This window comes from Frigidibacter sp. ROC022, assembly GCF_024723735.1.
In the GTDB taxonomy this organism is placed as follows: domain Bacteria; phylum Pseudomonadota; class Alphaproteobacteria; order Rhodobacterales; family Rhodobacteraceae; genus SLM-1.
The window spans coordinates 198,444-211,721 of the sequence record NZ_JANQDU010000005.1; the positions used below are offsets into that span (position 1 = coordinate 198,444).

Consider the following 13,278-nt stretch of genomic DNA (forward strand, 5'->3'; position numbering starts at 1 on the left):
GATCGCCTCCTTGCTGCCGAAGTTGTTGTAGAGCGTCTGGCGCGAGACGCTCGCCTTCTTGGCGATGGCCTCGAGATTGACCCCGTCGTAGCCGCGCTTGAGGAACAGCTTTCGCGCCGAGAGGATGATCGCGTCGGTCTATCCCCTGCCCGTGCGGGTTGCGCCGCCTGTGCTCGTGCCCACCTCACCCTCTCTCTATTAGGCATGACTGTCCAGAATAGTAGCGGCCACATGAGCCACAGGTAACAAGGTATCTTTCACGTTTAGTCAGATACTTAGGTGGATTCCTTTATCAATTCTACAATTTCGACTTTACAGCCCAGTCCATTTTCTACGTCGTCTTGAAAAGAGCGATTCCAACGGGAGAACCAAAAGATGACCTTGACCAGACGTGCGTTTCTGAATTCCTCTGCCGCAATTGTCGGCACCGACGCCCTGACCGACCTTGTCCCGCGCCGCGCGCTGGCCGGAGACGCCGCGGCCAGGTGCCGAAGCTGAGCGAACCGGTCAACGGCTGCATCTTCGCCACGCGCTGCGACCGTGCCAGTGCGGCCTGCCGTACCGCTACCCCGCAATCGCCGCCTGCCATTATTCCGAAGACAACGCCAAAGAGGCCCTGAGCCATGCCTGACATCGCCAATCCCCTCCCATCGGGCCATCGGGTCGGCGCGCTGAAGATTACCCGCATCCCCGAGACCGAGATGGATGGCTTCTCTCTGGCCAGACTGTTTCCCGACCTCGCGGAGCATGCCGGCAGCCCGAGCTAATCCCCGAGCACATGCTAACCCCCGCAGGCGACGTCCGCCTTGCCTCGTACTCCTTGGTTGGTCGAGGCCCCCTGCGGCAAGATGCTGATCGACACTGGGATCGGCAACGCAAAGCAGCGCCCGCTGTCCCCACCGTTCAATGACCATGACAACGGCTTCCTGGGTCGGCTCGCGGCGGCGGGTGTCCAACCGGACCAGGTCGGTTTTATCCTGCTGACCCACCTGCATGTCGATCACGTTGGCTGGAACACCATTCAGAGCGACGGCGTCTGGCGGCAGACCTTCCCGAATGCACGCTATCTCTTCTCGCGCACCGAATACCGTTTCTTCGCCGATCCTGCGAACCTCTCTCCGCGCCATCGCAACAGCTTCCTCGCCCGGCAGGACAGCGTCGATCCGGTGGTCGCGAACGGACAGGCAGAGATGATCGAGGTGGATGGCAGCGAGGTGCTGCCGGGCATCCGCTTCCTCCCCCCGGTCACAGCCCGTTCCACGCCACGATCCTGATCTCTTCCGAGGGCGAGACCGCGCTCTTTGCCGGCGACGCGCTGCACCATGTCGCGCAGGTCCATCGGCCGGAGGTGAACTCGATCTTCGACGCCGACCCGGAAGCCGCCCGCGCCGCCCGCGCCAAGGTTCTGACAATCGCCAGCCGCGACGGCACGCGCCTCTTCGGTGCCCATGTCTCGGGCTCTTCGGTCCTACGCATCAGACGCCGCGACGACGGCTATTCCTGGCAGGAGGGCTGACGGCCACTCCCAAGGAAATACTCACGAAACCCGAGCGAGCGCGTCTCGCCACATGGAAGGCATCCCCGATGCCCGAAGATTGCGTCACCTGGTCCGACCTGACCGCCCCCGAGCTGAACCGACTGGCACGCCACAATGCTGCGTCCTGGTGCCCGTGGGCTCGACCGAGCAACACGGCCCACATCTGGCGACCGGGACGGATTCGATCCTCGCTGCCGCGGTCTGCGAACGCGCTGCACGATTGTTGACTACAGAGGGCCGGCCCGCTGCCGTCACTCCCGCAATCTGGACCGGACTTACCGGGCATCATACCGGCTTCGGCGGCACCTTTACGCTGTCACTCGCCACCTTCTCGGCGCTGATCCGGGACATCTGCGCCTCGATCCGAGGCGCGGGTTTCTCCGACATCGTGCTGGTCAACGGCCACGGCGGCAACATGGCAGCACTCTGGGCGGTCGCCACCGACATCTCCGTGCGCTCGGGCCAGACGGTTTGGAGCACGACCTATTTCGTCGAAGCGGCAACCGGGATCGCGGCGGAACTCGAGAGCCAGAGTTCACTGCAGCATGCCTGCGAGGCAGAGACATCGATGATCTGGGCACTGTCTCCCGACCAGGTGCGACAGGACCGCCTGACCGATGGGCCCGGCTTCGACATGGCCGCATCGATGCAGCCGCGCCTGCGGGCCTTCGAACCCTTCTCGAACCTCACCGCGAGCGGCGTCTCGGGGTTCGCAAGGCGGGCAACGCCCGAGAAGGGCGAGCGTCTGCTCGCCAGTGCCGCCCGCATTCTCGCAAGCAGCCTCGTACGGCGAAACACGCCGAGCCCGACCGAAAGCTGAAAGGAACCGCCATGGCCGCCCCCCCTATCTCCATCTCTTGCCTGCGGCGACCTCGTCTTCCAGCCGGGCCAAGTGCCCGCCGATCCCGCGACAGGCACTGCGCCGCAAGAGTTCGACGGTCAGGCGAGCGCCGCGCTCGACACATGGCTTTTCGAAGCCCCCTACCCGGTTCGCGCCGTCTTGGTCGCGAAACGGCCCCACGCGCGCTATCGGGTCGAGTTCCGGGCCATGGCGCATCGCTGAGCCCCCGGAAAGGACCGAACACCATGACCATTTCCTTCTTCGACGGCCACAACGACGCTCTCTTCCGCCTCGCCGGATACGATCATCCCGCCCCGGAGCAGCTGTTCCTGGCCGGTCGCCCCGACGGCCATATCGACTTGCCGCGCGCGCGGCGCGGCGGAATGATCGGCGGGTTCTTCGCGCTCTACGCCGAATCCGCAACCGGGCTCGATTTCTCGATCTTCGAGGGCGATTCCTATTGCGCGCCCCTGCCCCCCGAGGTCCCGCGCGCCACCGCCTGGGACGCAATGGCCCGCCAGATCGCGATCCTGAACCGGCTGATCGCCGCCTCGGACGGTGCCGTCCGGCTGTGCAGGACGGCGACCGAGATCGATGCGGCCCGGGCCGGCGGGCAACTGGCGATCGTGCTGCATGTCGAAGGGGCCGAGGCGATCGACGAAGACCTCGTCATGCTCGACATCCTCTACAAGTTGGGCCTGCGCTCGCTCGGCCCGGTCTTGAGCCGTCCGACCCGCTTTGCCGAGGGCGTGCCGATGGCCTTTCCGGCTTCGCCGGACACCGGTCCCGGCCTGACCAAGGCGGGCGAACGGCTGGTCCGCGCCTGCAACGCGAAGGGCATCATGATAGACCTGAGCCACCTGAACGAGTCCGGCTTCTGGGATGTCGTCCGCCTGTCCGACGCGCCGCTCGTCGCGACACATTCGAATCTGCATTCGCTCTGCCCCTCGTCCCGCAATCTCACCGACCGTCAGCTCGATGCGATCCGCGACAGCGACGGGCTGGTCGGCATCAACCTCGCCACCTGCTTTCTGCGCGACGACGGCAAGATGACTGCTGAAACGCCGATGGATCCTCTGTTGGACCATTTCCTCGGGCTGATCGAGCGGCTGGGCGAGGAACGCGTCGCACTGGGGTCCGATTTCGATGGCGCGATCGTGCCCGAGGCGGTCCGCGACGTGGCGGGCGTGCCCGCGATCTTCGAGGGCCTGCGCGCGCGGGGCCTGGATGACCCGTTGCTGGTAAAACTCGCCTTCGGCAACTGGATGCGGATCATCCGAACAACGATCGGGTGAGGACCGGGCTCAGGGATCTGCCGCGGACAGCCGTTGAGCCTCTATGCCCAGAACGTTGTAGTCATCCACCTTTGTTCGGGCCGAAGTCGGCTGCTTCCGGCGTCGTGCGTTGACCGTCAGATGGCTGCCCCGAACACTGCGCCTGATGCTCGTGACGCCTGCGTAAATCAGCGCGACGGCATCGCTCGTGAAGGCTCGGGTGATGAGAACCACGACACGACTGGATTCATCCCCCTGGAAGCAGGGAAGTGTGGTCACTTTCACCCGGGCATCTCGGTCAATACCATTCGGAATTGTCCCTGGCGTTGTAAGGCAAGAGTGTCACTCTCTGACCTGATGAGAAGAGTCAGTTAGGTCGGTCATGGGATGGGTATCCATGAGCGAGTGTGAGTTGAACTACGTGGAGGTGCCGGCGCAGGTTGTTGATTGCCGCCTGACGCCGGCGAACGCGCACAACTGATGACCCAGACCCCAAGGTCAACTGAGATCAAATTAGGTCCTCAAGAAATTCAGAAACCCGGCCGGCACCTGACACCCATAAGCGCTCCCTGGCTCGGGTCGCCGCAACGTAAAGAAGATGGCGTTCCGTCGCCATGATTTCCTCAATCATCGCCTCGTCCCGCGCTTCCAGAAGACGATCCTCTTTTGGGATCACATCTTCGTCGCATGCCATGACCGCGACAGCGCGATACTCGGCCCCCTTCGCATCGTGCATGACCCGGACCTCCGGCTCCACTTCGCGACTTGTCAACGTTAGGAAGAGCTCTTTGGCTGCCTTGGCGCGGGGAATCTCGTCCTCGCTACGGACCAAAAGAGCGACCTCTGACCCGGTGACATCAATGGCAGCCAGATCGGCTAGCCAGGCGGCCACGGCCTTGATCTCTGCATCAGCATCGGGGAATTCGGTGATCTCAGGAGGCGGGCCATCGAACAGGGACACGACGCCAGTGCGGCGGTCTTCGTTGCCATCCGCCTCGGTCAGGCTGACCGGCAGCAGTCGGTCGGACTGACTGCGAATTTGCTGCGACGTGCGGTAATTGACCTTCAAGCTACGCGAACGCCCGCGCACATCCACCCCAGCTGCTTTCCAGGGGAATGGCGCGCGGAAGATCCGTTGACCGATATCCCCGGCGAAGAACAGGCCATTTGGCCTGTCTCCGGCAAGCGCGGCAAGGAAATGTAGTTCCGGCACCGAAATATCTTGCGCCTCGTCCACCACTGCATGCGTGAATGGCCGAGATGCACCACCCCGATAATGCGCCGCGAGCGCGTGGAGCATCTGCGCGCGGGTTCGCTTGCCTTGTCCCTTCAGCGCGGCTCGCGTAGCGGCGAAGACGTCCCACAGTGCATCCCTGCGCGACGCCGCCATTCGCGTGAGCCGGCCCAGGCGAGGCAGATCCCGGTAGGCATCGCGATCCGCGACCGCCCAGGCATCCACGACGAGTCGCCATTCATCCTCCAGGAAACCCTGGTCCACCTTCACATCCGCGTCTGCCGCAGCTTTGGTCAATGCCTCGGCGACATCATCGGGTGTCGCCTCATCAATCGAGCCAAAGACTTTGGCGTAAAGATCGTGAGCCAGTGCCCCCAGTACGGATGTCGTGATCCGGTCTCGAACCGCCTTGTCAGGCAGCAGCATGGGCAGCTTCGCCGAAAGGCCATCGGCCAGACGCTGGTTGAAGGTCGTGAGCAGGACATGGGCATCGGTATTCTCGCGCGCCAGGCGGGCGGCCCGGTGCAGGGCAACGACAGTCTTTCCGGTTCCGGCCGAGCCGATCACCCTTGCCGGGCCGTTGAAGTTGCGGTCCACGAATTCCTTCTGCGCGGGATGCAGCCAGACAGTCCATTTCTCCCAAGGTGCCTCAAGCGCTGCCGCGAGGTCGGCTTCCGTTGTGGTAAGCCTGAAACGGCGCGCCGCATCGGGGTGTTCGTAGGGGTCCTCCGCCCGGGGCGCTGGTGTAGGCCGTTCGCCTGTGGCTGCCTGCAATAGCGCTTCGCCGGCCTCCTGCGGAAGATGGCTGGCGATGTCCAGGACGGTATCCTCGGTCGCTTCGCGCACCGTGTCCAGCCAGTCCTCGGGCACGCCCCAGGACAGCAGCGTCTCGTCGTCCTCTTCGGCAAAGAGCCGCGGCTTCTTCACCGCTTCCTCTACATAGCGCTGGATGATCACGTCTTCGACCGTCTCGCGGATCTCGACGATCTGCGCAGCGCCGGTGCGCGGGTGGACGTCGATCCGGCGGCGCTCGGCCCAGGCATAGGCGTCATCATGATGCCCGACCCAGGCCAGCAGCGTGGCGCCGCCCTTCTTGTGCAGGACAAGCCGGATGTCGCGGTTCACGCGTGCCGTCCAGAAATGCGGATCGCGCGCACGGTCCACCCTGTGCATCTGGAGCCCCGGATTGTCCGGGTTCATCTGCGCATCGAAAGCCGCGGTCTTGGCGGCCTTCTGCTCCTGGCCAGAAAGCTTGGCCAGCGCGTCCGAGAAAGTGTCGGCAATGCGAAAGGTCATGGAAGGGCTGCCAGGTCCTCTTTCAACGATTTTCCGGTGACCGTGTTCCTCCAGTATTGGGGTGCACTCAGATTTCCATCATTGATGACATCGCCAGCCGCAGATGCGCTGCTGAACTCGTAATCCTTCTGGAAGACCCAGAGCCTTGGGTTTCCGGGATCAGGTGCAAGTATGCCCTTGCGAACCAGTTCATCCGTCAGCCAATTCTTCCGTTTCACATTCGGCGATCCATCCCTCATCGCTGTCGACCCCGCCTTGACGACAAACTTCGGTCGTTTGCCTGGCGTGGAAGGATAGCCGTAAGCCACGGCCAACTGCCGCTCCAGCACATACTCCATGCTCAAACCCCCATCACCTTCATCACCTCATCCCCCAGATGGTTGATCACCTTCACCGCCACCCGGCCCGACTTCGGCCGCGGGAACGGCCGCGAGACCGTGCGCTTCAGGCTCGCCCAGGCCTCTTCGTCCACCTCCCCCTTCAGCGTCGTCTTGAGCTGCTTGTAGGGGATCTCGGCGCCCGGAAAATAGGCGTGGCGGACGAAGAAGCTCTGCTCGTCATAGTCGGTGTCGATGAACCAGCAGGCGATGTCCTCCGGGTCCGAGGACGCCACCTCACCGGTCGCGGGGCGGAAGATGTCCACGCCGAGCAGGCGCACACGCAGCATCTCGCCCTCTTCGACGATCTCGATATCGGGCTCACCGAAGACCACGAAGAGATTGCCGCCGCCGGATTTCAAGTCGCCCGCCATGTGCAGGTCGGGGTTCATCCGGGCCTGCAGGATCGGCAGGCGGCCCAGCTTGCGGAACTCGGCGGTGTGGGCGTCGTAGTTGAAGGCGCAGGTGATCAGGATGTCGAAACCGGCCTCCGCCGCCTCGCGCGCGGCGGCTGTCAGGTCGGCACGTTGCAGGGTGCCGTATTCCGGGCCGATCAGGATACCGGCGCGGCGTTCGGTCTCTCCCTCCATGTAGCGGCCCTCGGCGGCGAGCCATTCGCCGGGCCAGGCGGTCAGCGAGGTGAAGGTGATCTTGTCTGCCTTGTCGGCCTGCTGAACGCCAGCCTTGCCAAGGTTCTCAAGGATCGCGGTGCGGTAGTTCTCGGCCTCCTGGGACCGGGCCGAACGCTTGCCATTGGCAGCGTCGTGCTCCTCGATCAGCTCGCCGTTCTCGTCCACCGCCTGGGTGCGATGCGGCGAGAGGCTTTCGACCGTGAAGGGTCCGGCGACGCGGACGCGCTTGTTGTCCTCGTAGGGCTTGTCATAGAGGTACTCGTGATCGGCCCTGGCGGCGATGGAGGCGTCGATCTCCTTCTGCCGGGCGATGCGGGCGGCCCAGAAATCGGCCAGCGCGGCCTTGGCGGCATCGGGCCAGCCGTCGGGCGCCTCGCGCGGGATCTCCCATTCCATGAAGCCGTTCGCCGGGGCCATCTCGCCGCTGGGCAATTCGACTTCGCCCGATGCGGTGAAGTCGATCTGCGCGCCCTTGCGGCCGCCGGTCTGAACCTCGAACGGGGCCGGCGGATCGGCCTGGAGCGCGGCGTTGAGCGCGGCGAGGGCGGCCTCGACCGCGGGCTGCATCCTTTCCCAGATCTCGTCGATCTCGGTGTTCTTGGCGATGTCCCGTAACATGATGTGCGGCACGCGGTGGTAGACGAAGCCGTGGCGGATGTCGTTGTAGGTGGGCGCGGTGGCGGGGGCCTGGCGTGTCACCTCGGCCTCTTTCTTCTGCCCCTCGGGGGAGTCCTTGAGGATGTACCAGGAGTATTTCGCCCCCATGATCCGGGCGCGGGCGAGTGCGAGGGCCACGCGAGAGGTGTCGATGGTGATCCAGCGCCGCCCCCATTGCTCGGCGACATAGGCCGTGGTGCCCGAGCCGCAGGTGGGATCGAGCACGAGGTCGCCGGGGTCGGTTGCAAGAAGCAGGCAACGCGCTATCACGCTTTCTACAGTCTGGACGACATACGTTTTATTCGACATGAAGCTCGCACCCACATCCCACCAAGTTGCCGTGATTGGAAAGACTGGGAAGTCGTCGAGATAGCGCATGTAGCCGATACGGGAGGTAGTATAACCGACCCTTCGAGATTTCAGGAGGCGGTCCATGCCAATCTCGTTGGTCTTCCAACGAACTTGCATGGAAGGCTTGTATTCGAGCCCTTCTATGGGGACCGGGAACCAACTGGCGGCTCCTTCGCCTTTATCACGGCCCATTGATTGACTGGTGATGTTGTCGAGAGAAAAAACTCTACCTTGGGCAACTTCGCTTTCGGAAGCCTGTTTCAGACTCTTCCGCTCGAATGCGCCAATTTCTACCGAGGTGTAATTCGACCCACCTTTCTCGCCAGGCTTCTTTAACAAAAAGAGCTGGCGGTATTTCAGAGTGTCTTTTCTTTTGGCATACCATATTACGTAGTCAAAGGTCGTGGACAAGTATGGCGATGTGTCACCCGAAGTTTTGGCAAATGCAATCTGACTAACAAAATTCTCCTCCCCGAACACCTCATCCATCAGCGCCCGCACCCGGTGAACGTTCTCGTCTCCGATCTGAACGAAGCAGGATCCGCTCTCGGTCAGCAATTCCCGCGCCACCACCAGACGGTCGCGCAGGTATTGCAGGTAGGAATGTATCCCGTCGCGCCAGGTGTCGCGAAAGGCCTTCACCTGCTCGGGCTCGCGCGTCAGGTGCTCCAGCTTGCCGTCCTTCACGTCGCGGCTGGTGGTGGACCACTGGAAGTTGGAGTTGAACTTGATGCCATAGGGCGGGTCGATATAGATCGCCTGCACCTGCCCCTTCAGCCCCTCGCGCTCGGCGAGGCTGGCCATGACCTGCAGCCCGTCGCCCAGGATCATCCGGTTCGACCATTTCTGGTGGTGGCGATAGAATTCCACCTCGGCCTCGCGGTCCTCGTCGGTCAGGCCGAAATGGTCGAACAGGTCAACGCCCGCACCCTCGCCATTGCGTTTGCCCCCTGCCCTCAGGTCCTCGATGATCGCCTTGGGGTGGACCTGTTCCTGCAGGTAGATCGGCGGCGCGTCCACGGTGACGGCAGCCTGGTCGATATCCTTGCCCCGCCAGATCATTTGCGGATCGAGGTCAGGGTTGCGCAGCCCGTAGGCCACCTTGATCGGCCGCGCGTCGTCCGGGTCCATCAGCGGGGCGAGCTCCGGCGTGGGGATGTTCACGCGGTCGTCGGAATGGGTGATGGGTTCGATGGGGGTACGTTTGTCGGTCATTGCGAAGCCTCTTCTGACTTTGGGCCCTTGGCCTTCGGATTCTTGAATCCCGAATAGACCCCGTCGATATGTTCGAAAAGCGCGCCATCCACCTGTCGCCAAAGTGGATCGAGGATGATCTTCAGCCCTTCGCGCCGGGCGAGCTTGGCGGCGGGCACGAAATCCGCATCCCCCGCGACAAGCACGATGGTGTCAGCCTGTTGTTTCAACGTGATGGAAGCTATGTCGAGGCCAATGCGCATATCGACGGCCTTCTGACGAAAGGTCGCGCGAAAGTCGTCATCGGTCAGGTCTGCGAATGCGCGGTTTCCCTTGAGCAATTCCTTCAGCACCGCGGGCTTGAGTTCCCAAAGCGAGGCCGGATCGCGGCGCACTTCGCCCAGCCTTACGGCAAGGTTCGACGTGCGGCGCAGATTGTCGTGAAAAGCCAGTTGAAACCTGGCGGTATCGGACTTGCTATAGTCGATGCCGCGCTTGCTGATCGGCAGATGACCTTTGTCCAGGTAGGGTTTGGCATCGTAGTAGAATGCGCGGTAGAGCAATTGGCGGGAGTGCGGGAAGCGGACGATCTTGTTGATGCGCGTAAAGTGCGCATGGATCAGACGGGCGACCGCTCGGCAAGCCGCATCCGGGTTCCTTGGGTCTGTATCAGGCTGGACTGCCGGCAAACGCCGCATGAAATAGCCGCCGTCGATCAGGATTGCGACGCGGCTCATGTTCGCCACCAGAGACATGAAAAAGCCCCAAGGGGTCGGCATTGGTCTGGATTACTGACCACGCTTACTGCCATGGGGCGGATGGCAGAAATATAAGCATAAGGCCTACATACCTTCAAGGGTTCTTTTGTCATGCCAGTTCTCCCACAATTTCACCGATGAACCTGTCGAAGTCTTCGGCGTATGTGTAAGGATCGAGCAACTCGGCATAAGCCCAACGTCCGTAGCGCCCGGTTGCGTTGACGCCTGGCACCCATTGGTGGCGCGTGGTCTCGGCCTTCAAGCGGTCATTGGCATCGCGATAGCCTTTAGCCTCGATGATCAGGGTTGTGGGGTTTGGCGTGTCGAGCGCAACCAGGAAGTCGGGGCGATACCGTTTTGGCTCGCCTTCAACCAGGTAGGGGATCTCGAAGCCGAGGTTGTGGTTCTTGGCATAGGCGCGGGTCATCGGATGATCCTCGATTACCTTGGCGAGCTTGGCCTCCCAGTCGCTGTCTGTCACGATCCAGTTGATGTGCGACCGGTCTGGCCGTGGCCAGAAGCGCGTGCTCTTCGACGTATTGAAAGCCACGTCCAGGGTCGAGCCGGTGGGCGTGTATGGCTCAAGAATGGCGCGGATCACGGCATCCCCCTCACGGCCCAGGGTGAGCGCGTGCAGGATCGTGTCACACACCTCGTCGGCGATCTGCTTGTAGGTGAGCTGCGCCTTCTGCGTGCCGCCGGTCAGGATCAGGCGGTCACTGTCAAGCCATTGGCGGACGATCCGCTTGGCGCGCGGAAAGAGGTGGGTCTTCGGCGCCTCACCCGCATCGCGCAGCTTGTGCATGACGAGGTGCGAGGCGATCTTGGTGGCGATCTCGGATGGGCGCATCTGGCCGAGATGCTCAAGGGTGATGTGGGCTGGCTCGCCCACGATGCCCTGCATGGTGACCTCCGCAGGCCCGATTTTGTCGGGCGTTAGCTCGTAGGGCTCCAGCTTTGAGAAGTCGACGGCAAGCGTGTCATTCGGCAGATCGGTGCGGTAGCCCTCGACCCGCGGGAAGGTGATCTCCAGGTGGTCCCGCTCGGGCGAGAGGGCGCGGACCTGCACGACCTCGCGCGGCGGCGTGGGAGGCGCGACACGAGGGCCGTCAGAAAAGTTGAGCCCGTCGATGCCCATGATGTCGGCATATTCGGTGGCAAACAGCCCCTGTTCGTTCACGTCATAGGACAGACGGCGCAGGGCACGGCCGACGACCTGTTCGCAAATGAGCCGGGTGCCAAAGGCGCGGAGGCCCAGAATGTGGGTGACGTTGTTTGCGTCCCAGCCTTCGGTCAGCATGGAGACAGAGACGACGCAGCGCACCTGCTCGCCAAGCCGGTCTTTCTTGCCGACGGTGTTCATCACCTCGCGCAGGATCTCGGACTCGTCGATCTGGTCCGCCCCGTCACCACGCGCAGCCCTTTCGCGACGAAAGGCTTCGATCTCGGCGGCATGAGCCTCGCGGAAGGCCTTGTCGACCTCGCCGCCGGATTCGATGGATGCGCTGTCGATCAGTATGGTGCGCGGGCGGTCGAGCCGCTCGCCATCGTCGGCGAAATTGCGAAACAGGGCACAGCGCCCTTGAACGGTGTCGATCACCCCGTTCTCGTCCTCGCGTTCGAAACCCGCGATGTAGTCCCGGACAAGCTCGGAATTCGTGGTGTTGTTGCAAACCACGATAAAGACGGGTGGAATACCGACCTGTGCTTTCTCCCATTCCAGATAGGTTTTCTCGTAGTGGCCGTATAGCGCGTCGATCGCGGTCTGGAGCTCGAGCGGCAGCTTCAGAGGGTCTGGCTTCTTTTCGCCGCGCGCCTTCTTCGGCATCTTCTTCCCGATGGCCTTCCACAGGTTTCGGTAGAGCGGCTCGGGCTGACCGGGAACGTTGTCAGCCACGGGCACGCGGGGCAGCTTCACGATCCCGCATTCGATCGCGTCCATGAGGGAAAAGTCGCTGGCCACCCAGGGGAACAGAGTCCCCTCGACCCAGCCGGAACCCGACAGGAAGAAGGGAGTGGCCGACAGGTCATAAATCGTGCGGACGCCCAGGTGGCGCTTGGCAGCCTCGAGTCCCGAAATCCAGAGCCGCGCGGCCTCGCGGTTCTCCTCGGCCTCCTTGCGGGCATCCCCGGTCAGCTTCTCTTGCTCGGCATCCGGGCGCTCGCGGTAGCAATGATGTGCCTCGTCGTTGATGACCGTGATCGGGCCGCAGGACATCAACTCGGACATCACCCGCGCAATCATCTGGCCTTCGGTCTCTTGCGTCTGCGGCCCTTGGCCGTGCCCCGAGAGCGCCGCGCGCGTCCCCTTGGCCAACGCCACCCGCTCACGCAGCTTGAAGGCGTGGTAGTTGGTGATGACGATCTTCGCCGTCTGCATGTCGGTCATCAGGTCGGATGGGACCAGATTGAGCCTAGTGTAGTAGTTGTCCGGCTCGGACGGCTTCAAGACGCGCAAGCGGTCGCGGATCGTGATGCCCGGTGCAACGATCAGGAAGCCCTTTCCGAAGTTCTTGGACGAGGGCGCCCGTGCGGCATTCAGGACCTGCCAGGCCATTAGCATCGCCATGACCGTAGTCTTTCCGGCCCCGGTGGCAAGCTTGAGAGCGATGCGGAAAAGATCCGGGTTCGCCGCAGCATTCGATGCCTTGAGCCATTCGAGGAACCGCTTGCCGCGCTTGCCGTCCTTGGGCGCAACCTCGGCCAGCCAGATTGCGACCTCGACGGCCTCGAGTTGGCAGAAGAAGGGCCGGATCGGAATTGTCTCATCCGTCTGGATCGCTCGCCAGTGCTGCAGCAACCTTTGGGTGACTGGAGACACACGCCATTGCGAGGGGTTGGGCAGATTGCGCCACGTATCGACGGCTTCCCTCAACTCGTTGATGTAGGGCGTCGGATTGTAGTCCACCCCGTCCGTGGACAAGTCATTGAAGGTGAGATTTGCCTGTTTGCCGCTATTGGCTTTTGCGCCGGGCATGGCCGAGATCAGGTCTGACTTGCGGCGCCGATGGATGATCCGATCAGTCGGACGCCCTTCCTTGTCCAGATCCCAATGCTGCTCTGGCATTCGGTAAGGCGAATTGAGGATCGGGTGCTCGAAGAAACTAACTGACATCGGTTTTTCCTG

Annotated in this window: 10 protein-coding genes and 1 pseudogene; 5 read left to right on the top strand and 6 right to left on the bottom strand. The window is 62.8% G+C overall.

Annotation, left to right across the window (positions count from 1 at the left end):
• Positions 1-129 (bottom strand): annotated as a pseudogene (locus tag NUW50_RS21530) (TetR/AcrR family transcriptional regulator); the annotation flags it as partial.
• Between the two features lie 494 nt (positions 130-623).
• Here NUW50_RS21530 and NUW50_RS19320 point away from each other — a divergent pair.
• The 5 genes from NUW50_RS19320 (at position 624) to NUW50_RS19340 (ending at position 3,673) form a co-directional block, all read left to right on the top strand.
• On the top strand, positions 624-767 hold the full coding sequence (locus tag NUW50_RS19320) for a hypothetical protein (RefSeq protein ID WP_258290810.1): 144 nt from the start codon (positions 624-626) through the stop codon (positions 765-767).
• 57 nt (positions 768-824) lie between these two features.
• Positions 825-1,274: an MBL fold metallo-hydrolase gene (locus NUW50_RS19325; protein ID WP_258290811.1), complete on the top strand. Its 450-nt coding sequence runs from the start codon at positions 825-827 to the stop codon at positions 1,272-1,274.
• Between the two features lie 74 nt (positions 1,275-1,348).
• Complete coding sequence (locus NUW50_RS19330; protein ID WP_258290812.1) at positions 1,349-1,516, top strand: hypothetical protein; 168 nt, start codon at positions 1,349-1,351, stop codon at positions 1,514-1,516.
• A 52-nt stretch (positions 1,517-1,568) separates the two neighbouring features.
• Positions 1,569-2,357, top strand: a complete 789-nt coding sequence (locus NUW50_RS19335) for a creatininase family protein (RefSeq protein WP_258290813.1) — start codon at positions 1,569-1,571, stop codon at positions 2,355-2,357.
• A 266-nt stretch (positions 2,358-2,623) separates the two neighbouring features.
• Complete coding sequence (locus NUW50_RS19340; protein WP_258290814.1) at positions 2,624-3,673, top strand: dipeptidase; 1,050 nt, start codon at positions 2,624-2,626, stop codon at positions 3,671-3,673.
• 487 nt (positions 3,674-4,160) lie between these two features.
• Here NUW50_RS19340 and NUW50_RS19345 read toward each other — a convergent pair whose 3' ends face one another.
• The 5 genes from NUW50_RS19345 to NUW50_RS19365 all read right to left on the bottom strand — a co-directional run bounded on the left by NUW50_RS19345 (position 4,161) and on the right by NUW50_RS19365 (position 13,266).
• Positions 4,161-6,182 carry a 3'-5' exonuclease gene (locus tag NUW50_RS19345; protein ID WP_258290815.1) on the bottom strand — a complete coding sequence of 674 codons (2,022 nt, stop codon included), beginning with the start codon at positions 6,180-6,182 and terminating at the stop codon, positions 4,161-4,163.
• Positions 6,179-6,520 (bottom strand): DUF4357 domain-containing protein, encoded by a 342-nt coding sequence (locus tag NUW50_RS19350; RefSeq protein WP_258290816.1) that lies wholly within the window; start codon positions 6,518-6,520, stop codon positions 6,179-6,181. Before NUW50_RS19350 ends, NUW50_RS19345 begins: the two co-directional genes overlap by 4 nt.
• Before the next feature lie 2 nt (positions 6,521-6,522).
• The gene (locus tag NUW50_RS19355; RefSeq protein ID WP_258290817.1) at positions 6,523-9,414 is read right to left on the bottom strand and encodes a site-specific DNA-methyltransferase; all 2,892 of its coding nucleotides are present in this window, start codon (positions 9,412-9,414) and stop codon (positions 6,523-6,525) included.
• Positions 9,411-10,148 carry an NYN domain-containing protein gene (locus NUW50_RS19360; RefSeq protein ID WP_258290818.1) on the bottom strand — a complete coding sequence of 246 codons (738 nt, stop codon included), beginning with the start codon at positions 10,146-10,148 and terminating at the stop codon, positions 9,411-9,413. The genes NUW50_RS19355 and NUW50_RS19360 overlap by 4 nt, the downstream gene beginning before the upstream one ends.
• A gap of 112 nt (positions 10,149-10,260) precedes the next feature.
• Positions 10,261-13,266, bottom strand: a complete 3,006-nt coding sequence (locus NUW50_RS19365) for a BPTD_3080 family restriction endonuclease (RefSeq protein WP_258290819.1) — start codon at positions 13,264-13,266, stop codon at positions 10,261-10,263.
• Between the last annotated feature and the right edge of the window lie 12 nt (positions 13,267-13,278).